At 63.8% G+C, this 22,325-nt stretch carries 20 protein-coding genes; 7 read left to right on the top strand and 13 right to left on the bottom strand.

Going from position 1 to position 22,325, the window contains the following annotated elements:
• The first annotated feature begins 27 nt into the window (after window positions 1-27).
• A complete protein-coding gene (locus tag NLY42_RS04640) occupies window positions 28-807 on the top strand; it encodes a helix-turn-helix transcriptional regulator (protein WP_023755595.1) in 780 nt (259 codons plus the stop codon).
• A gap of 9 nt (window positions 808-816) precedes the next feature.
• On the opposite strand, the gene NLY42_RS04645 is transcribed toward NLY42_RS04640, so the two are convergent.
• From NLY42_RS04645 to NLY42_RS04680, 8 genes are all read right to left on the bottom strand, one after another.
• A complete protein-coding gene (locus tag NLY42_RS04645) occupies window positions 817-1,398 on the bottom strand; it encodes a DUF1349 domain-containing protein (protein WP_023755594.1) in 582 nt (193 codons plus the stop codon).
• A gap of 14 nt (window positions 1,399-1,412) precedes the next feature.
• Window positions 1,413-2,852: an aldehyde dehydrogenase family protein gene (locus NLY42_RS04650; RefSeq protein WP_023684246.1), complete on the bottom strand. Its 1,440-nt coding sequence runs from the start codon at window positions 2,850-2,852 to the stop codon at window positions 1,413-1,415.
• A gap of 165 nt (window positions 2,853-3,017) precedes the next feature.
• Window positions 3,018-3,503, bottom strand: a complete 486-nt coding sequence (locus NLY42_RS04655; protein WP_023694218.1) for a hypothetical protein — start codon at window positions 3,501-3,503, stop codon at window positions 3,018-3,020.
• Window positions 3,504-3,603: 100 nt separating this feature from the next.
• Window positions 3,604-4,485, bottom strand: coding sequence for an ABC transporter permease (locus NLY42_RS04660; RefSeq protein ID WP_023707792.1), 882 nt, complete (start codon window positions 4,483-4,485; stop codon window positions 3,604-3,606).
• The gene (locus NLY42_RS04665) at window positions 4,482-5,441 is read right to left on the bottom strand and encodes an ABC transporter permease (protein WP_031196280.1); all 960 of its coding nucleotides are present in this window, start codon (window positions 5,439-5,441) and stop codon (window positions 4,482-4,484) included. The genes NLY42_RS04660 and NLY42_RS04665 overlap by 4 nt, the downstream gene beginning before the upstream one ends.
• A gap of 37 nt (window positions 5,442-5,478) precedes the next feature.
• A complete protein-coding gene (locus tag NLY42_RS04670; protein WP_023738076.1) occupies window positions 5,479-7,122 on the bottom strand; it encodes an ABC transporter substrate-binding protein in 1,644 nt (547 codons plus the stop codon).
• A 35-nt stretch (window positions 7,123-7,157) separates the two neighbouring features.
• Window positions 7,158-7,934, bottom strand: coding sequence for a DUF427 domain-containing protein (locus NLY42_RS04675; protein ID WP_023738075.1), 777 nt, complete (start codon window positions 7,932-7,934; stop codon window positions 7,158-7,160).
• Window positions 7,935-7,949: 15 nt separating this feature from the next.
• Window positions 7,950-9,308, bottom strand: a complete 1,359-nt coding sequence (locus NLY42_RS04680) for an LLM class flavin-dependent oxidoreductase (protein WP_023738074.1) — start codon at window positions 9,306-9,308, stop codon at window positions 7,950-7,952.
• Window positions 9,309-9,499: 191 nt separating this feature from the next.
• Between NLY42_RS04680 and NLY42_RS04685 the strand changes: the two genes are divergently transcribed.
• From NLY42_RS04685 to NLY42_RS04710, 6 genes are all read left to right on the top strand, one after another.
• On the top strand, window positions 9,500-11,302 hold the full coding sequence (locus NLY42_RS04685) for a dipeptide ABC transporter ATP-binding protein (protein WP_023755593.1): 1,803 nt from the start codon (window positions 9,500-9,502) through the stop codon (window positions 11,300-11,302).
• Window positions 11,303-11,600: 298 nt separating this feature from the next.
• The gene (locus NLY42_RS04690; RefSeq protein ID WP_023755592.1) at window positions 11,601-12,836 is read left to right on the top strand and encodes an ROK family transcriptional regulator; all 1,236 of its coding nucleotides are present in this window, start codon (window positions 11,601-11,603) and stop codon (window positions 12,834-12,836) included.
• A 14-nt stretch (window positions 12,837-12,850) separates the two neighbouring features.
• A complete protein-coding gene (locus NLY42_RS04695; RefSeq protein WP_023755591.1) occupies window positions 12,851-13,930 on the top strand; it encodes a Gfo/Idh/MocA family protein in 1,080 nt (359 codons plus the stop codon).
• Window positions 13,930-14,766, top strand: a complete 837-nt coding sequence (locus tag NLY42_RS04700) for a sugar phosphate isomerase/epimerase family protein (protein WP_023755590.1) — start codon at window positions 13,930-13,932, stop codon at window positions 14,764-14,766. The genes NLY42_RS04695 and NLY42_RS04700 overlap by 1 nt, the downstream gene beginning before the upstream one ends.
• Window positions 14,763-15,566: an alpha/beta fold hydrolase gene (locus tag NLY42_RS04705; RefSeq protein ID WP_023755589.1), complete on the top strand. Its 804-nt coding sequence runs from the start codon at window positions 14,763-14,765 to the stop codon at window positions 15,564-15,566. Before NLY42_RS04700 ends, NLY42_RS04705 begins: the two co-directional genes overlap by 4 nt.
• The gene (locus NLY42_RS04710) at window positions 15,563-16,456 is read left to right on the top strand and encodes an ROK family protein (protein ID WP_023755588.1); all 894 of its coding nucleotides are present in this window, start codon (window positions 15,563-15,565) and stop codon (window positions 16,454-16,456) included. The genes NLY42_RS04705 and NLY42_RS04710 overlap by 4 nt, the downstream gene beginning before the upstream one ends.
• Window positions 16,457-16,482: 26 nt before the next feature.
• Here the strand turns inward: NLY42_RS04710 and NLY42_RS04715 are convergent, their stop codons facing one another.
• The 5 genes from NLY42_RS04715 to NLY42_RS04735 all read right to left on the bottom strand — a co-directional run bounded on the left by NLY42_RS04715 (window position 16,483) and on the right by NLY42_RS04735 (window position 22,324).
• A complete protein-coding gene (locus NLY42_RS04715; protein ID WP_023755587.1) occupies window positions 16,483-17,481 on the bottom strand; it encodes an ABC transporter ATP-binding protein in 999 nt (332 codons plus the stop codon).
• Window positions 17,482-17,511: 30 nt separating this feature from the next.
• Window positions 17,512-18,573, bottom strand: coding sequence for a Gfo/Idh/MocA family protein (locus tag NLY42_RS04720; RefSeq protein WP_023755586.1), 1,062 nt, complete (start codon window positions 18,571-18,573; stop codon window positions 17,512-17,514).
• 250 nt (window positions 18,574-18,823) lie between these two features.
• The gene (locus tag NLY42_RS04725; RefSeq protein WP_023755585.1) at window positions 18,824-19,663 is read right to left on the bottom strand and encodes a carbohydrate ABC transporter permease; all 840 of its coding nucleotides are present in this window, start codon (window positions 19,661-19,663) and stop codon (window positions 18,824-18,826) included.
• A gap of 226 nt (window positions 19,664-19,889) precedes the next feature.
• Window positions 19,890-20,819 carry a carbohydrate ABC transporter permease gene (locus NLY42_RS04730; protein WP_023696936.1) on the bottom strand — a complete coding sequence of 310 codons (930 nt, stop codon included), beginning with the start codon at window positions 20,817-20,819 and terminating at the stop codon, window positions 19,890-19,892.
• Window positions 20,820-21,064: 245 nt separating this feature from the next.
• Window positions 21,065-22,324, bottom strand: a complete 1,260-nt coding sequence (locus NLY42_RS04735) for an ABC transporter substrate-binding protein (protein ID WP_023668844.1) — start codon at window positions 22,322-22,324, stop codon at window positions 21,065-21,067.
• Window position 22,325 lies beyond the last annotated feature (1 nt).

Here is a 22,325-nt window from a genome sequence, read left to right on the forward strand (position 1 = left end):
CCGGACCGGGATCGCCGAGAAAAGGGCATGCGCATGGGCAATATCTGGGGGCCGCTCGCCAGGGCGATTGCCGCCACCGGTACGGACAGGCATGTCGACTGCCTGATTGACCTGATCGGCGCCGACATCGAGCACGATCTCGTCACCGTGACCCGATATTCGGCGACGCAGACGCCGGAATTCATCAAGCACCGGCGCTTCTCCGACGAGATGGTCCGGCGCTATCTCGACAATTACTACGTCTTCGACCCGTTCTATGCCTCGTGGCGGCGTGAACGCCGGCTGGGCATCCTGCCGCTGAAGCGGCTTGCCGACGACGAGGCCAAGCGCGGCCAGTACATAGCGGGCTTCCTGGCGCAGTCGGAAATCTGCGACGAGGTCGGCATCATGCTGGCCGATGGCGGCGACTGGTGCCTCGGCATCTTCCTCGACCGCTCGACCTCCACCTTCAAGGAGAGCGAGATTGCCCTGCTGGACGAGCGGCTGCCGGTGTTCGAGGCGCTGCATGCACTCGACATTGAGGCGCGGGGGACGGAATTCTCCCGCACATCGGCGCCGACCGGCCCCGGCGCCTCGCCCCGGCAGGAGCCGACCATCCCGGCGAGCCTGTGGCCGGAGCTGTCGCTGCGCGAGCGGGAATTGGTGCAGTTGATCCTGGCGGGACATCCGACCGCCAACATCGCGGAACGGCTCGGCATCGCCGTCGGCACGGTGAAGAACCACCGCCGCCGCATCTACGAGAAGCTCGACATAACCACCGAACGGGAGCTGTTTTTGCAGTTCTTCCAGCAGCGCGCGGACGGCTAGGTATCGCCCTCAGTCGTGCAACTGCCTGGAAATCGGCGGGCCGACCGTAAAGCCCGAAAAGGTGACTTCGAAACCCTCGCGCTGCGGCGAGCAGCACATCATGCCGACATCGACGGATTTCGAGACCGGGAAATAGGCCAGCCGCACCGGCTTCCAGTGACTATCGGTGGAGTCCAGATACTGGACGCGGATCGCCTCGGCGTGGCGGGTCAGGCGGATGCGGACGCCGTCGGGGCCGGCCGCGATGGCTACAAGGGACCAATCGGAGGTGTCGTTGGTGACGACGACAGAGAAATACGCCAGCCCGTCGGTGTATTCGATGCCGGCCTTGATCCAGTGCGTTTCGCTCAGCCGCAGCATCAGCCCGGCCTGGTCGTAGAGCACCTTGTAGTCGCCCTTGACGGTGACTTCGGCGCTGAAGTCACCCTCGACCGGCCGATACAGGAAATGGCCATTGTCACGCCAGAAACCGTAAAAGGTTTCGCGCCAGAAGTCGGTTTCCTTGCCGGTGCGCACATGCACCGTGTCGTCGCCGACAACATGATGCGGCGGCGGGTTGAGCCAGGTCAGGTCCTCTTTCGCCGCCGTCATCGGTTCCCCCGCGATCAGCCGGCAAATGTATAGGCCGTCTTTACCGTGGTGTAGAACTCCGCGGCATAGCGGCCCTGCTCGCGCGGGCCGTAGCTCGAGCCCTTGCGACCACCGAACGGGACGTGGAAATCGACGCCCGCCGTCGGCAGATTGACCATCACCATGCCGGCTTCGGAGTTGCGCCGGAAATGCGTGGCATGCTTGAGGCTCGAGGTGCAGATGCCGGACGTCAGGCCGAAGGGGGTGTCATTGGCAACCGCCAGCGCCTCGTCATAATCCTTGACACGGATGACATTGGCGACCGGCCCGAAGATTTCTTCGCGCGAAATGCGCATGGCGTTGGTGCTCTCGGTGAACAGTGCCGGCCTGAGGTAGAAGCCGGGCGTTTCGCGATCGAGCCGCTCGCCGCCGAAAGCGAGGTTGGCGCCTTCCTTGCTGCCGATGGCGATGTAATCCTCGTCCTGCTTGAGCTGGCTCGCATCGACGACCGGTCCTATCTGGGTCTTGGTGTCGAGCGCATCGCCGATGACGAGCTTTTCCAGGCGCTCCTTGAGCGCGGCGACGAAGCGGTCGTGAATGCCCTCGGTCACCACCAGGCGAGAAGAGGCCGTGCAACGCTGGCCGGTCGAGAAATAGGCGCCGTTGATGGCGCATTCGACCGCCGTGGCGAGGTCGGCGTCATCAAGCACGACCATCGGGTTCTTGCCGCCCATTTCGAGCTGGAACTTGCGCATATGCTCGACGCTTGCGGCGGCGACGCGTTTGCCGGTGCCGACCGAGCCGGTGAAGGTGATGGCGTTGAGGTCGGGGCTGTCAAGCATGGCCTGGCCGACCACCGAGCCCTTGCCCATGACCAAATTGAGCACGCCTTTCGGCAGGCCGGCGCGGTGCAGGATGTCGACGATGGTCCAGGCGCTCTCCGGCACCAATTCGGCCGGCTTGAAGACGATGGTGTTGCCGTGGGCCAACGCCGGCGCGATCTTCCAGGTGGGGATGGCGATCGGGAAATTCCACGGGGTGATGATGCCTACCACGCCGACGGCTTCGCGGGTGATCTCGACGCCGACGCCCGGGCGCACGCTGGGCACCAATTCACCCGACAGGCGCAGCGTCTCGCCGGCGAAGAAGTCGAAGATCTGGGCGGCGCGGATGGTCTCGCCAATGCCCTCGGCCAGCGTCTTGCCCTCTTCGCGCGACAGCGCGCGGCCGATCTCGTCCTTGCGCGCCATGATCTCGTCCGACGCCTTTTTCAGCACGGCGTGGCGCACCAGCGGCGCCGAACGCGACCAGGCCGGGAAGGCGGCTTTGGCCGCCGCGATGGCCTGCTTTGCCTGCTCGGCGCCGGCCGAGGCATATTCGCCAACGACATCGCCCGTGTTCGAGGGATTGATGTTGCGCGAGCCGGCCTCGCCCACCCACTCGCCATCGATCAGATTTTTACGAAACAGGCTCATGTCGCGGTTTCCTTGTATTGGTTCGCTAGGGGTGCCGTATGCCTGAATCATTTATCAGACAAATGACGACACTGTGAGGGCTGAAATCTAGCTGCGGACTGGATAGCCGATGGCGCGCGGCTATGAAAGCCGCGACCTCAAGATGGACAATATGAAGCGGCCCTGTCAGGTCGGAAAAGTCCAGAACAGGCAAGCCAGCGTCGCCGCGGCGAAGATGACGAAGAACAAGCTCCTGAGCAGGATGTTGCGGCGCAGCTCGTTCATGGTGAAATGGCTGCCAACGATGGCCGCGGCGAACAGGAAACGCCAGTTCAGGAGCGCCCACAGTACGCTGCTCTGGCCGAAAGCCCAGCGGGCGACGAGACAGCCGACAATTGTGGCGAACAGGGCAATCACCGCCCAGAACAGCGCATCCGCAGCATGGGTCAAGACGATGCCGGCGGCGCGGATCGGCAGGATCATCATCAGCATGGCGCCGAAAAAATAGACGGCGGCGAGTGGCAGGAACGACCCGGCATCGGCGATGCCGTCCAGCCGCCTCACCCCGATCGCGCCATAGGGATAGCCGTGCCTGGCGACCGCCAGGCTGAGCGCCATGAGCAATGCGGTGAGCACCGCGACCAATGCGAATGTAATGAGGGCCTTGCTCATGCCGTTCCTTGCTTTGAGGCCCTGTCAGAGCCGAATCACGAGGAACGATTTTAGCGCACGGTCCGCGATTGCGCGTCAGCTTTGCTGAGCGTTCCGCTCTTCACCGGTCGCTGTTTTCGAAGGCCCCCATGCCTTGCGCGATCAGATTGGTTGCCATGACAAGCGAAACGATGGCTGCGGAGTTGAAGATCACCACCCACCATTTGCCGCCGGTCAGGAAGCCGTAGCCGTCGGCGACCGCCAGTCCCCAATCGGCTGAGGGAGGCTGGATGCCGAGGCCGAGGAAGCTCAGCGTGGCGATCGAAAAGAAGGCGTAGCCAAGCCTTGTGACCAGCTCGATGAGGATGGTTTCCCTGACATTAGGCAGGATCTCGAGGAACATGATGGAAAGAGCGCTCTCGCCGCCGAGACGAGCGGCGCTGACATAGTCGCGTTCGCGCTGCTCGCGCACGGCGGCACGCACCGTCCGTGCCACCAGCGGGGCATAGGCGATGCCGATCACAAGGATGACGGTGAGGTTCGATGGCCCAAGCGCGACCAGCGCCATGGTGACGAGGACGATGAAGGGAAAGGCCATCAGCGTGTCGAGCAGCCTGGCGCCGATGGCGTCGATCAGCCCGTCGAAATAGCCGAGCACGAGGCCAAGCACGCTGCCGGCGGCAACGCCGAGCAGTGTTGCTGCCGGCGCGACCAGCAGGATGTCACGCGAGCCGACGACGATGCGCGACAGCACGTCGCGGCCAAGTTGGTCGGTGCCGAACCAGTGCGCGGCATCAGGCGGCGCCAGCATGACGAGGAAATCCTCGGCATAGGGATCGTAGGGCACAAACAGGCTGCCTAACACGGCGCAGCCGACCCAGAACAGCAGGATCAGCGATCCAACGATCACCGAGGGCGGCAGCTGCGAAACAGTCTCGCGGATGCGACTTGCTGCCCGCCAGCCCAGCGTACGGCGCTCCGGCAATTCCATCAGTTCCATCATGGCGAAACACGGCGGCGCTGCCGCGGATCGAGCAAGGCATTCACGAGATCGCCTGCCGCGGCCGACAGCACGAAGATGGTCGCCATGACCAGCACGCCGGCTTCGAGCATCGGGAAGTCACGCGACTTGGCGGCGTTGAGCACCAGATTGCCGAGACCCTGTATGCCGAACAGCGCTTCGATCACCACCAGCCCGCCAAGCATGTAACCGGTCTGCGTCGCCAGCACGGCGATGGTCGGCGTCAGCGCATTACGCAGCACGTGCCGGATGAGGATTTCGCGACGCTCAAGGCCTTTCAGGACGGCGGTGCGCGTATAGTCGGCGGCCAGCGCCTCGATCACACCGGCCCGCGTCATGCGGGCGATGTAGCCGGCAAGGTTCAGCACCAGCGGCAGCGCCGGCAGGATCAGATAATAGCCACTGACCCACAGCCCGGCGCCATCGGGAGCAGCGCCGGTGATCGGGAACCAGTTCAGCCACAGGCCGAAGACGATGAGCAACAGCAGGCCGGAGACGAAGTCCGGGACGATGCCGAAGGACACGCCGGCGAGTACGATCAGGCGGTCGACAAAGCGGCCCTGGTTGAGACCGGCGACGATGCCGGCGCCGATGCCCAGCGGCAACAGAAAGACGAGGATAATTCCGGCAAGGGCCGCCGAGCGCTTGAGGCTTTCCAGAACGAAGGGCGCCACCGGCAAACGCAACGACAGGGAGGTGCCGAAGTCGCCTGACAGCACGCTGCTGAACCAGTGCCAGTATTGAACGAGCACCGGCTGGTCGGCGCCGAGCTGCCTGTTCAGCGCCGCGACGGCCTCGGCATCGGCGAACGGCCCGAGCATGAGGCGGGCGACATCGCCGGGCAGAACCTGCCCGGCGAAGAACACCAGCATGCTGACCAGCCACAGCGTGAGCAGAAGCGAGGCTGCCCGCACCGACACAGTGCGGCCGGTCAGCATCGGATTCCGGTGCCCGGAGTGGCTGGACGTCTCGCAATCATGCCTGGGCGAACGTCACGCGATCGAGCAGCAGATGCGAGATTGCCGTGAAGCGGACGCCCTCGACCTTCGACGAGACGATGCGGCTGTATTGCGAGAAGTAGCTGATGATCAGCGGCGTCTCGTCCAGCAGCAAGGTCTGGATCTTGCCCGCGGCAAGGCGTTGCGCCTGAAGGTCGCGGGCCTTGCCGTATTCGAGCAGCAGCCCGTCATAGGCCGGGTTGTTGAAATGCGCGGCGTTCCAGGCGCCCGAACTCTTCAGCGTCGCGTTGAGGAAGATGTCGGGCGTGCCGCGATGGCCAAAATCGGTAATGCCGAGATTGGAATCGAGCCATGGCGACGAGCCGAACTTCGCCGAGCCATAATAGGCGTCCTGCGGCAGCACGTTGAGCTTGATGTCGATGCCGGCCTTCTTGGCAAAATTCTGGATCAGCACGGCATAATCGGGAATGTCATAGGCGCGCTCGGTGGTCAGCGTCACCGGGAAGCCGTTCGGCACGCCGGCCTCGCCAAGCAGGCGCTTGGCCTCGGCGATGTCCTGCTTGCGCTGCGGTACCGACGGATCGGCCGAGGGGAAGATCGGCGCGAACGGGGTGTCGTTGCCGACGATGGCGCGGCCCTTGAGCAAGCCCTTGACCACCGCCTCGCGGTCGATGGTGAGCGCCAAGGCGCGGCGGATGCGCTTGTCGGTGAACGGCGCCTGGTCGGTCCGCAGATGCACCTCGTCATGCGAACTTGCCTGCACGCTGAGCAGCTTGAAGTTGGGATTGCCCTCGATCGCCAGTTCGAGCCGGGTCGTGCTCGGGATGACGTCGAGCTGGCCGGCCTGCAGCGCCAGCACCTGCGCCTGCTCGTCGTCGAAGAACTTGATCTCGACGCGGTCGGGCAGCGCCTTGTCGCCCCAATAGTCTGGGTTGCGCACGAAGCTGGCGCCCTGCTTGGGGCGGAAGGATTCGAGCTTGAACGGGCCGGTGCCGTTGAAATTCTTCTCGAAATCGCCGGCATAGTCGGCCGGCAGGATGACGGCATTGTAGACGTCGGACGAGACATAGAAGGGGAAGTTGCTGTTGGGCCCGTCGAGATCAAAGGCGACTGTCTGGTCGTCGACGACCTTGGCGCCGCCCTTGGACAGGATGCCCTTATAGGCAGACAAAGCGGACGAACCGCTGGCCGGATCGACCAGCCGCTCGAAGCTCGCCACCACATCCTTGGCGGTGACGGTGCGGCCGTCGTGGAATTTCACGCCCGGCCGCAATTTGAAGGTCCAGCGGCTGGCGGTCTCGTCGGCCTCCCACGACAGAGCGAGCTTGGGCTGCAGACCGTCCTTGGGATCGTCGAGGATGAGATATTCGCCGACCTGGCTGATGACGCCGATGCTGGCCGGATCGGTGATGGAGACGGGATCGATCGCCTTGGTCGGCTGTCCGAGCCCAACGCGGACCGTGCCGCCGGCGCCGGCAGCGCGCGCAGTGCCGAAACCAGCAAGTCCCTGCGAGGCGGCAAAGCCGGTGAGGCCGATCAAGGCTGCGTATTTCAGCAGATCGCGGCGCTTGAGGAAGCCGGCCTGGTGCTCATCGACGGCGACGTTCCAGATGTCGCCGGACAGATTGCGAAGCGTATCGATGTCGTTGCGTTTGGTCATTTTGAAACCCCTGTCTGAAATGACTGTTGAATGGCTTAAGCGACTGGTTCGCCGTCGAGATGGATGCGGTCGACGGCTTGCGGGTAAAAGGCGATGAGGCCCCTGATCTTGGGCATTTCGGCAATGGGATCGCGGTAGCTCCAGGCGACATCGGGGCTTACCGAGCCGTCGGCGCGCCGGCCCGACCAGTAGGAGGCGATGCCCTTGTAGGGACAGCGCGTCGTGCTGTCCGAGGCGACCAGCCGGTCGAGCCTGACATCGTCCGGGTGCAGGTAGAAACGCGTCGGTAGATGCGTTTCGAACAGCAGCACCGGGCGATGGCTGTCGGCGATCAGTTCGCCGTCGAACCAGATTTGGACGTGACTTGAACTCTGCAGCACATCGATGCGTGCGTATGGATCGCGGGCGTGGACGAAGACCTCTTCTTCCTCCTCGAACCATTGGTCGACCGCCTTCCAGGTGAAGGCGATACGCCCGGCCAGCGGCGACAGATTTTCATCCGGCGGCGCGACAAGCGACCAGGCCGCGTTGGGCGAAGCTTTTTCTCCCGTCTCCAGGTTCCAATAGGTGGTTTCGCCACCGACGGGATGGCGCTGGCTATGCTCGGACGGCTTTAAGAGCGAGCGGTCCACCGAGGAGGCCGGGAAGAAATAGATCGGCAGAAAATGGTTGGAGCGCAGCACCAGGACGTTGCGGCTGTCGGCGATGGTGCGGCCGGCGAATTTGACCCGAATGCGCTTGGGGCTGTGCAGAACATTGATGAGCTGCGGAGCCGTGGCTTCGCGGGGCTGAAGTTTTGGCGCTGCGGTCATATCAATTGCCCCAAGTCAGGATACGGCGCGCACATTGTCGCGCTGTTCGGCGAAGCGGTTGGCCGGCCGAGCCAGGCCGAAACGGTCCCGCAGCGTCCCCGGCGCATATTCGGTGGGGAATACGCCGCGGCGCTGCAGTTCCGGCACGACCTGCTCGGCAAAATTCACCCAATCCTCCGGGAGCAGCGGGAACATCAGGTTGAAGCCGTCGGCGGCACCTGCCTCGAACCAGTCCTGCAGCTGATCGGCGATCTGGTTCGGTGTGCCGACGACGGTCGGCACCGAACCGCTGTTGGCGAGCTTGCGAGCGATCTCGCGCAGAGTGAGGTTCTGCTTCGACCATTCCTTGACGCGATTGAGCGAGGTGCGGCCGCCATTGAAGGTGCTCTCGTCCGGCAGCGGCGGCAGCGGGCCGTCCGGCGGATATACGGAGAGATCGACGCCGCTCCAGCTCGAGAGAAGGTCGATGCCGACCCTATCGGGAAGCAAGCTCTGCAGATACTCCTGCCGCTCGCGTCCCTCCGCTTCGGAAGCTGCGACGATCGGCAGGATGCCCGGCAGGATCTTGAAGCTCTCGGGCTTGCGACCGTAACGGGCGAGGCGCTCGTTGATGTCCTGCCTATAGTTGATGCCGTCTTCCTTGGTGCTGTAGATGGCAAAGTGCGCATCGGCATGCGCGGTAGCGAAATTCTTGCCGTCTTCGGACGAGCCGGCCTGGACGATCAGCGGATGGCCCTGCGGCGGGCGCGAGACATTGAGCGGTCCGCGCACCTTGAAGTGCGGGCCCTTGTGGTTGATCGCATGGACCTTGTCGGGATCGGCGAAATAGCCCGATGCCTTGTCGATAAGCAGGGCTTCGTCTTCCCAGCTGTCCCACAGTGCCTTGACGATATCGAGGAATTCGGTGGCGCGCTCATAGCGAAAGGCGTGCTCGATATTGCCGTCGCGGCCGAAATTGCGGGCCTCCTCGTCCATGGCCGACGTCACCACATTCCAAGACGCCCTGCCCTTGCTGATATGGTCGAGCGTGGCAAACATGCGGGCGACATTGTAGGGCTCGCTGTAGGAGCTCGAGGCGGTGGTGATGAGGCCGATATGCCTGGTCACGCCGGCAAGCGCCGACAACAGCGTCAGCGGTTCCAGGCGGGCATTGGCGTAATGGGCTACGCCGCTCTGTACGGAATCCCAGATCGCGACATGGTCGGCGACGAAGATCGTATCGATCCTGGCGCGCTCGGCAGACTGGACGAGATCGCGGTAGAAGTCGAAGTCGAGCACTTCGCGGCCCGGCGCGCGCGGATGGCGCCACGACATGCGATGATCGCCCTGCGGATTGAAGAAAAACGCGCTGAGGATCATGTGGTCGCGTGCCATGCCGGTCTCCTTGCAGAACTGCTTCAGGCGACCGTCGCGATGCCTCGACCGGCTGCGACAATCTCTCCTGAGCGGTGAAAGGTAGATTGCGCTCCAGCTTAATTCGAGTAATTTTATCGAGATTGTGCATTGTGAAAGCGGAAGCGATTGCCCTCGATGGCGGCGCTGGGAGAAAGTGGTTTCAAGGCCCCATGTCGTCATCGGTTCTGAAGGTCGAACAGCTCACCGTCGCCTATGATGGGCGCCGGACATCGCATCCGGCCGTCAACGGTGTGTCGCTCACTATCGGCGAAGGCGAAGCACTCGGCCTTGTCGGCGAGTCCGGATCGGGGAAGAGTTCGGTGGCGCTCGCAATATTGCGCTATCTGCCGCGCAACGCCCGGGTCGCTGCGTCGACGCTTGAGTTCCAGGGCCACGAGATCCGTGATCTCTCGCCCGAGCAGCTTCGCCGGCTGAGGGGAGACCGCATCGCAGCCGTCTACCAGCATCCGGGCGCGGCACTCAATCCGGCGATGACGATTGGCCGGCAGATCACCGAGACGATCATGCGGCATCGCCCGGTTCGCTCGGACGAGGCCCGCGGTCGCGCCGCCGAACTGCTCGGTCGCGTCAGGGTGAGCAATCCGGAGCGGGTGCTCGATCTTTACCCGCATGAACTATCCGGCGGCATGCAGCAGCGCGCCAACATCGCCATCGCAATCGCGCTCGACCCGTCGCTGCTGGTGCTGGACGAGCCGACGACGGCGCTCGACGCCAGCGTCCAGTCCGAGATCATCGCCATCCTGCAGGATTTGCGGCGCGACCACAAAACCAGCGTCTTGCTGATCAGCCACGACATCAACATGGTCCGCCGCGCCTGCGACCGGGTGGCCGTTATGCAGTCGGGAACGGTGGTCGAGAGCGGCGTCGCGAACGATGTCTTCGAGAACCCTGTTCACGCCTACACAAAGGCGCTGATCGCCTCGATCCCGGCGCTCAACTTCACCAAGCGCGACGGCAGGCTTGCGGAGACGCACGCGGCCGAACCGTCGATGCCTGTCCACAGTGATCAGCCGGAAGCCCCGCGCCCGATTGCCGTCGCCTGCAAAGGCATCAGCCATGCCTTCGGCGCACAGCCTGTGTTGCACGACATCGATTTGCAGATAGGCCAGGGCGAGACATTCGGGCTGATCGGCGAATCCGGGTCCGGCAAGTCGACACTGGCAAGGATCGTCACCGGCCTTCAGGTGCCGAACGCCGGATCGGTCGAACTGTTCGGCCGCCCGGTCGCGGCGCGCGTCGAGAAGAGAAGTGCAGGCGAACGGCGCGACGTGCAGATGGTTTTCCAGTCACCCGATCGCACGCTCAATCCGCGCCAGCGGATAGGCAGGATTCTCGGCCGTCCGCTGCGGCGGCTGGCTGGCCTGCGCCGCAGCGAGGTGAAGCAGCGCGTCGGCGATCTGCTGGCCTCGGTCCGTCTAGCCGCCGCGACCGTCGACCAGAAGCCGCGCTCGCTGTCCGGCGGCCAACGCCAACGGGCGGCCATTGCGCGCGCCTTCGCCGGCGTGCCGAAGCTCGTGGTGCTGGACGAGCCGACCTCGGCGCTCGACGTTTCCGTGCAGGCGACGGTACTCAATTTGCTCAACGATCTGCAGCGCGACAAGGACACGACCTATCTGTTCATCAGCCACGACCTCAGGGTGGTGCGCTACATGGCCGACAGGATTGGCGTGCTCTATCGCGGCCGGCTGGTCGAGACCGGTTCGTCAGAGCAGATTTTTCGCGGGCCCAACCACCCCTATACGAAGCTGCTTCTGGCCGCAGCCTCGGATGAGACGGCGCCGAAGGTTCCGGCTCAGCTCGACCTCGCCGCGCAGGATGCCGAGACCTCCGGATGCGCCTTCGCCAGCCGCTGTCCCGTGGCCCTGCCCGACTGCCGAAAGGCGCAACCGCCCATCAGGCAGGCCGGCGACGGTCATCTGATCGCCTGCTGGAGAGACGGCGACGATCTCTGATCGCAAAGCGGGCCAGGCTGACCGACAAGCCTGCATTCGAAGAGATGTCCCCATATTGTGAAGGATTTCGGTGCCGTCCGCGCGCTGGACAATGTCTCGCTCGACATCATGAGAGCGAGGCTTTTGGCCTGGTGGGTGACAATGGCGCTAGAACCGGCATCGCATCCTCCCATGTCAATTTGTAAGTTTTTGATACAAATTATCGTTTGAAACTTGGGTCAACAGATTCAGAACGCCGAACATTTTGTTACAGTGCGCCCCGTTTGATCCTTTCAAATCGCATAAAAAATCTATTAGTATGGCAATCAAACAAATCGCGGAGAACGACGTGCTGGTGTCGACCGATCTTCGGCCGAACGAAACGCGGGCACTTGCGGCGCTGTTTCGTGCCGGCGCGTTGAGCCGAGCGGCGCTCGCACGCGATCTCGGCCTGACCCGGTCGACCACCGGCGCCCTGGTGCTGGGGCTGACGGAAGCCGGTCTGGCGCGCGAGCGGTCGGATGGAGCGGATGACGAGCAGGATAGCGAGGGTCGGGTCGGCCGTCCCGGTATCCTGGTCGAGATCGACGGCAATGGCGGCTTCTTCCTTGGCGCTTATATCGGCGTCAACTGGATCGCAGCCGTGGCTGTCGACCTTGCCGTCGCGCGGCGTGCGAGCGCCTCTAGGGCATTTGCCGGCCCGGGCAGCACGCCTGAAGCCGCGGTCGACATCATCGGGGAACTCGTCGCCGAGATCCGCTCACAATTGCCTGCGGGCACGCGCCCCTACGGGCTCAATGTCGCCGTGCCCGGCTTCCCCGCCGCCGACGGGATTTCATACCATGCCACCATCCTTGGCTGGCACGGGGTCAATCTGGCGGAACTTTTGCGCACTGCCTTTGGCGCGGACTTTCCAATCCTCTTGGAAAACGATGCCAATGCCGTGGCGGTGGCCGAGACATACCGGTCGCGGCCAGGAAAGGACGACGAGGATGCTCTGGTCATCCTGATCGAGAACGGCGTTGGCGGCGGCATCATCAATGCCGGCAGGCTGCATCGCGGCCGGCTCGGCGGCGCCGGCGAAATCGGTCATCTTCGCATTGGCGACGAAGGTTTTGTCTTCGACGCGAAGCGCCCGGGGCGGCTGGAATCCTATGTCGGCAAGGATGCGTTGCTGGCTCGCTATTTGCACATAAGCGGACTGCGCGCCGGCCTGCATGAGTTTGTGGCGGCATTGGCCGACGGCGATCCGCCAGCCGTTGCCACGGCGCGCGACTGGGCGCTCTGGTTCGGTCGCGCGCTGGCGACACTTGCCTGCACCCTGCAGCCGGAGCGCATCATCCTCTCCGGCTCGGTCAATGCGGTCTATCCCTTTGTCGCCAAACAGGTGGAAGCTTTCCTCTCGGACTTCCTGGCTGAAGGTTATCCGGTTCCCACAGTCGAACTGTCGCGCGTCGGCGCCGACGGTCCGGCATTGGGCGCTGCCTGTCTGCTGCATCAGGCAGCTTTGTCGGGCGATCCGCAATTTCAACTTCGCGGCCTCGCCGCGCGCTAATCAGGAGAGCTTCCATGCCTCGCAAAGACGAAAAGCGGCTGCGTGTCGGCGTGCTCGGCTGCGGTCCGATTGCCCAGGCGGCGCATTTCGAATCCTGCACCAAGGCACGCAATGCCGATCTCTATGCTATCTGCGATGTCGCCGACGATCTGCGCAACAGGATGGCCGCGACCTACGCGCCTGAAAAATCCTATGCCGACTACGGCCTGATGCTGGCCGATCCCGATCTCGATGCCGTCATCATCGCGACATCGGACATTTTTCACGTCAAGGCCGCGGAACTGGCGCTCGATGCGGGCAAGCATGTGCTTTGCGAAAAGCCGCTGGGCGTTTCGGTCGAGGAGGTCGAAGGCTTGCGGGCCACGCTCGACAAGAGCGGCAAGGTGCTTCAGGTCGGCCATATGAAGCGCTTCGATCCCGGCATCCAGGCGGCCAAGGCTTTCGTCGACGACGAAATGGGCGAGCGGCTGGCGTTCAAGGGCTGGTACTGCGACAGCACCCACCGCTACCCGATGACCGATGCGGTGCAACCGCTGATCATCACCAGCGCCAAGGCGCGCAAGCCTGCCGTCAATCCCAAGGCGGATCTGCGCCAATACTACATGCTGGCGCATGGCAGCCATCTCCTCGATACGGCGCGCCATCTGCACAGGCCGATCGAGGCGGTCGAGGCCCGGCTGACCGAGCGCTATGGCGCCTATTGCTGGTTCATCACCACCATCTTCGCCGACGGCACGATCGGCCATCTCGACCTGACGGTCGCCGTGCGCATGGACTGGCACGAAGGGTTCCAGATCTATGGCCAGAACGGCAGCGTTCTCGCGAAGACGTATAACCCCTGGTACTACAAGAGCAGCGAGGTCGACCTTTTCCGCGAGGCCGATGGCAGTTGGCACCGGACGCTTGGCGCGGATGGCCACTTCTATCGCCGGCAGCTCGAAGGCTTTGCCGATGTCGTACTGAATGGCGCGCCGATGATCGGCGCCGGCATCGAGGACGGCATCGCCTCGGTCAGGGGCATGGCGGCCATCGCCCGCTCGGCCGCTGCCGGCGGCCGCGCCGTCCGTCTGGCCGATGTCGACGGGGTGGTGTGATGCAGCTTGGGATTTTCGCCAAGACCTTCGCCACCACCGGCGCCTTGCCGGTGCTGCGCGCGGTCGCGGACGGCGGCTACACGGCGGCGCAGTTCAACATGGCGTGCCTTGGACTGCCTTCGATGCCGGACAGCATTGAGCTCGGCGCGGCCCGGTCCGTCGCTGAGGCGAGCGGCGAGGCCGGCGTTTCGATCGCGGCGGTTTCGGGAACCTACAACATGATCCACCCGGATCGCACGGTTCGCATCCAGGGACTCGCCCGGCTTGAGGTACTGGCCGCGTCATGCGCCGATATGGGCACCCGTCTGATTACGCTGTGCACCGGCACAAGGTATGCGCAGGATCCGTGGCGCTGGCATCCCGACAATGCAAGCGAGGCGGCATGGAGCGATCTGCGGACGGAGATGGAAGCGGCGATCGCGATTGCCGAGCGCTTCGACATCGAGCTTGGCATCGAACCGGAACTGGCCAATGTCGTCTCCAACGCCCGGGCCGCACGCCGCCTGCTGGACGAAATGAACAGCACGCGGCTGCGCATCGTGCTCGACCCGGCCAATCTGTTCGAAGTGGCCGACAGCGCGGAGCGTCATCGCCTCATCGACGAAGCCATCGATCTGCTGGCCGCCGAGATCGGCATGGCCCATGCCAAGGACCGCCATGCCGATGGCAGTTTTGCCGCAGCCGGAAAGGGCGTGGTCGACTTCCCGCATTTCATCGGCCGCCTGAAGGCTGCCGGGTTCGACGGCCCCTTGATCACACATGGCCTGACAGAGGCCGAGGCGCCAGGTGTCGGCGCCTTTCTGCGCACCGTACTGGAAGAGAGCGAGCGCGCGTGAAAGAGACCTTCAGCCGCGATGGCGTCGATCTTGCCTACCGGGACGTCGGCGCCGGGCTTCCCGTCATCTTTCAGCATGGGCTGGGCGGCGATGAGGCGCAGGTCGCCGACGTGTTTCCCGATCTGCCGGTGACGCGGCGCGTGACGCTAGAATGCCGGGGCCAGGGCGGATCCTGCTACGGGCCGGTCGAGCGGCTTTCGGTTGCGACGTTTGCCGAAGACGTCGAAGCGCTGGCCGACGCTCTCAGCATCGGCTCGGCCGTCGTCGGCGGCATCTCGATGGGGGCCGCACTGGCACTGCGCCTGGCGGTGCATAAGCCGGCCCGCGTGCGCGCGCTGGTGCTCGCGCGGCCCGCCTGGGTAGCCCAGGCGGCTCCGGAAAATATGAAGCCCTATGCCGTCGTCGGCGATCTCTTGATGCGGCATTCGCCCCAAGACGCCAGGCGTCTGTTCGATGACAGCGCTGTTGCCGGCGAACTGGCCAGGCTGGCGCCGGACAATCTCGCCAGCCTGCAAGGCTTCTTCAATCGCCCGGATTCGGTTCGCTTCGGCAGGCTGCTTGTGGCGATCGCGGGCGATGGCCCTGGCGTGAGCGATGCCGACATCCGCGCCATTGCAGTTCCGACCCTGGTCATCGGCCATGACCATGACCTCGTCCATCGACTGGACGACGCACAGACGCTGGCCGGGCTCATCCCGTCGGCCCGGCTTTGCACCATCGCAGCCAAATCGCAGGATCGCGCCGCCTACCGGCGGGAATTCCGCGCCTGTCTTTCGGAATTCCTGGAAGCGCTGGCATGACGCATCAAACGATGGACGACACGATCGCCGTGGTCGAGATCGGCGGCACGTCGGTCAAGGTTGGCTTTGCCGACCACGGCATCCCGGTGGATTTTGCCCGCACCTACCCGACCGCGCAACTGCGCAAGGGCGCGCCGGTGGCGGGGTTGGCCGATGCGGTCACCGCAGCCTGCCGCGATGCCGGGCTCAAACCTGCACGGGTCGTTGCGACGGTGCCTGGGTTCATCGACCGCGACTTCGACACGGTGCTGCACACGGCCAACATTCCCGAGCTGAACGGCATCCGGCTGGGTACGGAACTGGCATCGCGGCTCCGCGTTCCCGTGCGGCTCGAACGCGACGTCGTGCTGCAATTGCTGGGCGAAAGCGTTGCCGGCGCGGTGAAGCGGCAAAAGGAGGTGCTGGCGGTCTATCTCGGCACCGGCATTGGTGCAGCCTATCTCGGCAAGGACGGCATTTTCAGGGGCGGCGGCTGGGCGCTCGAGATCGGCCACATGCCGATCTACCGACCCGACGAAAGCGGGCCGCCAAACCGGGTCGAGACCTATGCCTCGGGAGCAACGCTCGTCGAACTCGCGACGGACTACGATATCCCGGTGGCCGATCTGTTTTCGGCGACCGGGCAGCCGCCATCGCTGCGCGAATGGCTCGACGAAATCGTCTGGCAGCAGGCGGTGGCCGTCGCAACGGCAGCCGCCCTGTTTTCCCCGCAGAAGATCCTGATCGGCGGCGGTATCGTCGACATGAAATCCTATCCCCGCCAGACGCTCAAGCAGCGCATCGCGGAGAGCCTGCCGCATTCGCTTGTTGTAGAGCCTCTGGACATACGCTGGGCGGCCCTGGGCTGGCAGGCGGCGATCCATGGCGCGGTGCTGCTCGGCGCGGTGTGATCGCCGTGGTTGCTGTCGGCGGAGGATTACTTGATCGTCTTCCCGTCCGCCCCAAACCGGTATGTCTTGCCCGGCTCCGGCGTCGCATAAAGCGTCGTGCCCGGCTCGGCGTCGTAGACACCGAAAATGCGCACGGTGATCAGTCCGGCCTTCTCGCAGTCGAGATAGAGGTTGGTGTCGGCGCCGAGATGCTCGGCGTGCACCACCGTTCCCTTCCAGGCGCCGGACTTTGGGTCGACGGTCAGATGCTCCGGCCGCACGCCGATCGTCTTGGCCGTCTCGCCCAATCTGGCGCCGTCGATGAAATTCATCTTCGGCGAACCGATGAAGCCGGCGACAAACTCGTTTGCCGGCGAATTGTAAAGCTCCATCGGGCCGCCGATCTGCTCGATCTTTCCCGCATTGAGCACAACGATCTTGTCGGCCAGCGTCATCGCCTCGACCTGGTCGTGGGTGACGTAGATCATCGTCGCCTTCAGCCGCCGGTGCAGCTGCGCGATCTCGAGCCGCGTGTTGACGCGAAGCGCTGCATCGAGGTTCGACAAGGGCTCGTCGAAGAGAAACAGTTTTGGCTCACGCACCACGGCGCGGCCGATGGCGACGCGCTGGCGCTGGCCGCCCGACAGTTCCGCCGGCCGCCGCTCGAGATATGCTTCCAGCGACAGCATCGACGAGGCGACGCCGATGCGGCGTTCGATCTCCGGGGCGGGCGTGCCGGCCTGCTTGAGGCCGAGGCCCATATTGTTCTTCACCGTCAGATGCGGGTAGAGCGCGTACGTCTGGAACACCATGGCGATGCCGCGTTTTGCCGGGGGCGTGGCCGAGACATCGGCGCCGTCGATCACCACCCTGCCGGAGGTCGAATCCTCCAGCCCGGCGATGACCCTAAGCAAGGTTGACTTGCCGCAGCCAGATGGGCCGACGAAGACGACGAATTCGCCGTCGGTCACTTCGAGGTTGATGCCTTTCAGCACCTCGACCGGCCCGAAGGCCTTCTTCACATTCTCGATTACCAGCGAGCCCACGGCTTCGTCCTTGTTCTAGAGTTTGCCCTACTAGAGCTTAACTGGGGCGCCGCTGCGCACGCTCTCATCGGCGGCAAGGCAGACGGCGAGCGATTTCACCGCGTCGTCCATGTGGCGGGTCAGGTCAATGTCTTCCCGAATCGCCTTCAGCACGAAGGCCTGTTCGAGATCGCAGAGGTCCTGGTGGCCGGGTTCGCCGTCCATCGACAGCATCTCGTCCGGCCTGGCGAACTTGCCGTCCGCGCCGGTCGCCGCACTGTGCAGGCGGATGGTCGAGGTCTTGGTGTGGGTGTCGATGTCGTCCGACTTCACACCTTCCTTCATGACGATCGACACGCAGCCATTGGGCGAAATCACGTCCTTCACGAAGAACGCTGTCTCCGAGATCATCGGGCCCCAAGCCGCCTCGTACCAGCCGACCGAGCCGTCGTCGAACAGCACCTGGAGATGGCCGTAATTGTACATTGTCGGCGCGATTTCCTCGGTCAGCCGCAGCCCCATGCCGCGCACCTCGACCGGCCTGGCGTCGGTGATCTGCAGCATCACGTCGAGATAGTGCACGCCGCAATCGACGATCGGCGACGTCGTCTGCATCAACTGCTTGTGCGTCTGCCAGGTCGGGCCTGACGATTGCTGGTTGAGGTTCATGCGAAACACGTAAGGGCCGCCGAGCTTGCGCGCCTCGGCGATCAGCCTGACCCAGGACGGGTGGTGGCGCAGGATGTAGCCGATCACCAATTTTCGGCCGTTGGCCTTGGCCGCGGCGACGACGCGCTTGGCGTCCGCCACCGTCGTTGCGAGCGGCTTCTCGACGAAGACGTGGCAGCCGGCCTCGAATGCCTTCACCGCATAGTCGGCATGGCTGTCGGAATAGGTGGCGATGCAGGCGACATCCGGCTTTTCATCGCGCAAAGCGTCGTCGAAGGAGCGCCTGATGCCATAGCCCGACAGCCCGTCCGGTAACGGCACGTCGGAGCGGTTGATCAGGGCCGCGATCTCGAAGCCCGGATTAGTGTGGTAGGCCAGCGCATGGCTACGCCCCATATTACCGAGGCCTGCGACGACGACGCGAAGGGGCGATTTAGAGGTCACCTAACTACTCCAGATGTTCCAGTTGTTCCTTCTGAGAGGGTGTCACCCCACCCGGCGCTTCGCGCCGACCTCCCCATCGAGGGGAGGTAGGACGTTGGCGCGAACACCCTCACTGCCAAAGAAGCTTCTCCGAAAGTCGCTCTTTGGCGGTCGTGAATGAAGCCACGACCTTTTACCTCCCCTTGATGGGGAGGTCGGCGCGCAGCGCCGGGTGGGGTGAAGGCTCCAGCAGAGATTTGTAGGGCTCCGCTCACTTGACGGCTCCGGATGTGATGCCGCGGATCAGCTGCCGCGAGAAGATGACGTAGAGGGTCAGCACAGGCATGATCGCCAGCGAGAGTGCCGCCAGGATGGCGTTCCAGTTGGTGACGAACTGGCCGAGGAAAAGCTGCGCGCCGAGCGTCACCGTCTTGGTCTCTTCCGACGGCGCCAGGATCAGTGGGAACCACAGATCGTTCCAGATCGGGATCATGGTGAAGACGGCGACCGTCGCCATCGAGGGCCGCACCAGCGGCAGCACCAGCCGGAAGAAGATGGTGTATTCCGACAGGCCGTCGATCCGGCCGGCATTCTTCAGATCGACTGACACCTGCTTCATGAATTCCGACAGGATGAAGACGGCCAGCGGCAGCCCCTGCGCGGTGTAGACCAGGATCAGCGCCGTCAGCGTGTTGACCAGACCGCTCGCCACCATCAATTGCAGGATGGCGACGGTGCCCAACCGGATCGGGATCATGATGCCGAGCGCGAGGTAAAGCCCCATCAGCGTGTTGCCGCGAAAGCGGTATTCCGACAGCGCGAACGCCGCCATCGCGCCGAACAGAAGCACGAAGAACAGCGAGGCGACGGTGACGACGAGGCTGTTCTGAAAATAGTGGATGAAGTCGCCCTGCCCGATCAAGGTGGTATAGCCGATCAGGTCGAAGGTTTTTGGCGTCGGCGGCGTCAGCGGCTCGCTGAAGATGCCGGCGCGTGACTTGAACGAATTCATGATGACCAGGATCACCGGAAACAGCGCGATCGCCGTATAGGTCAGAAGGATCGCGTGGGCGCCGATGGTGCGGGGCAGCGAACGGGTGGCGGTGCTCATTGGAAGGTCTCCTGACGAGCGATGACTGTTGAGGTCGGCACCAAGGCACCCCCCTCTGTCCTGCCGGACATCTCCCCCGCAAGGGGGGAGATCAGATGCCGCGACTGCTTTCGCCAATCGCCAACGTTGCAAGACGAGCGGCAAGGCCAGAGCTGCCAATCTCCCCCCTTGCGGGGGAGATGGCCGGCAGGCCAGAGGGGGGTGTTCAAGCTCGACATCTCGCCCCTCAGAACTGGTAGCGACGCAGGCGCGTCTGGACGAGGAAGAGGTAGACGCAGACGCCGCCGAGGATGATCAGGAACATCATCGTGGCGATCGCCGCGCCCATATTGGGATCGCCGGTCTGCAGCTGAAAGCCGAAGAAGGCGCGGTAGAGGAAAGTGCCCAGAATATCGGTCGAATAGTTCGGGCCGGCGAGCGCCCCTTGCGCGGTGTAGATCAGGTCGAAGGCGTTGAAATTGCCGACGAAGGTCAGGATCGAGATGATGCCGATCGAGGGCAGGATCAGCGGCAGCTTGATCTTCCAGAACTGCGACATGCCGGTGATGCCGTCACATTCGGCCGCCTCGATCACCTCTTCGGGGATCGACAAAAGGGCTGCATAGATCAGCATCATCGGGATGCCGACGAACTGCCACACCGAGATCAGGCTGAGCGCGGTCAGGGCATATTGTTCTTTGCCGAGCCACGGCGTGAACAGGCTTTTCAGGCCGACCAGATCCATCAGATGCGGCGCCACGCCCCACAACGGCGACAGGATCAGTTTCCAGGCGAAACCGACGATGACGAAGGAGAGGATGGTCGGCACGAAGATCGCGGTGCGGTAGAAGGCGGCGAATCTCAGCCTCGGGCTGGACAGCAATGCCGCCAGCATGACACCGATCGGGTTCTGCACCACCATGTGGATGATGAAGAACCATGTGTTGTTCCTCAGCGCGTTCCAGAAGCCGACCGACCAGTTGGGGTCGCCGAACAACGTACGGAAATTAGTGAAACCGACGAACACCTGATGCTGATCGACATTGCGGAACAGCGACAGCTGCAGCGTGCCGGCCAGCGGCAGGATCATGATCGCCGTATAGACCAGCAGCGCCGGCGCCAGGAAGACGCCGATATGCCAGCGGAACGGTCGTTTCGGTCGTGTTTGTGCGGCCATGAGTGCGGTCCCCGCCGATCAGGTTTAGCAATGCCTTCGACGGCAGCGCTGCCCCTCACCCTTACCCTCTCCCCGTGAAGGACGGGGAGAGGGGGCGCCTGCGTTTCGGCTGATCCTTCTCCCCGTCACTATACGGGGAGAAGGTGCCGGCAGGCGGATGAGGGGCGGCGCCGTCGTTCGCAGTCGATGATGCTGTCGAAAAACGCAGGGCCGTCCACTTGGGGCCCTGTCTGTTGTCTGAGCTCTTATTTGCCCGGCTTGTACCAGCTGTCGAGGCCGTCCTGCAGCTTCTTGGCGGCAGCTTCCGGCGTGTCGGTGCCATTGATCACGTTGGCCGATTCAACCCAGGTTTCGTTCTCGAGGTTCGGCGTGCCGCGCGACAGGATCTGGTAGGTCGAGCGGATCGTCGACTTGCACTTGTCGCGCCAGGAGACGAATTCCTGCGCCAGCGGGTCTTCCATCTTCACCGGGGTGGAATTTAGGCTGAAGAAGCCCGGCAGTGCGTTGGCGTAGATGGTGGCGAAGTCCGGCGAGGCGACCCAGGACAGGAAGGTCTTGGCCGCGTCGGCATTCTTCGACGCCGCATTCAGGCCCATGCCGATATCGGTATGGTCGGAGATGTAGCAGGTGTCGCCGGCCTTCTCGACCGGCGGCGGGAAGGCGCCCATCTTGAACTGCGCCTGGGTGTTGAACAGGCCGATCTCCCACGATCCCGCCGGGTAGATGGCGGCGCGGCCAAGCGTGAACAGGTTCTGGCTGTCCGGATAGGTCTGGGCCTCGAAGCCGTCGCCGAGATAAGGCTTCCACTTGGCCAGTTCCTCATAGGGAGCGACCCAGTCCTTGTCGGTCAGCTTCTGGTCGCCCTTGATCAGCGCTGCGCGGCCCTCTTCGCCCTTCCAGTAGTTCGGACCGATGTTCTGATAGCCCATGGTCGCGGCTTCCCAGAGATCCTTGGTGCCCATGGCCATCGGGATGTAGGTGCCGTCGGCCTTGATCTTGTCGAGCGCGGCGAAGAACTCGTCACGCGTCGTCGGCACCTTGAGGCCGAGCTTGTCGAAGGCGTCCTTGTTGTAGATGAAGCCGTGAATGACCGAGGCCATCGGCACGCAGAAGCTCGCCTTGCCGTCGTCGGTCTGCCAGGCGGCCTTGGCAACGGGCGAAAAGTTTTCCATGCCGGGCAGCGCCGACAGGTCGGCAAGGTTGCCCTTCTTGAACAGTTCGAGCGACTTGTCGAACGGGCGGCAGGTGATCAGGTCGCCAGCCGAGCCGGCGGCGAGCTTGGCGCCGAGTGCGGCGTCATACTCGGTCGGCGCCGACGGTGCGAACACCACTTTGATGCCCGGGTTCTTGGCCTCAAAAGCCGGGATCAGCTTGTCCTTCCAGATGGCAAGGTCGTCGCCGCGCCAGCTTTCGATATTGAGCGTTACGTCATCGGCGTGAGCCAACCCGGCGGTGCCGAGAATGCTGGTGCCGAGAAGCAGTGCCGTCAGTAATTTCGTTGTCATG

It is taken from the genome of Mesorhizobium sp. C372A (assembly GCF_030323245.1).
Classification (GTDB): Bacteria; Pseudomonadota; Alphaproteobacteria; order Rhizobiales; family Rhizobiaceae; genus Mesorhizobium.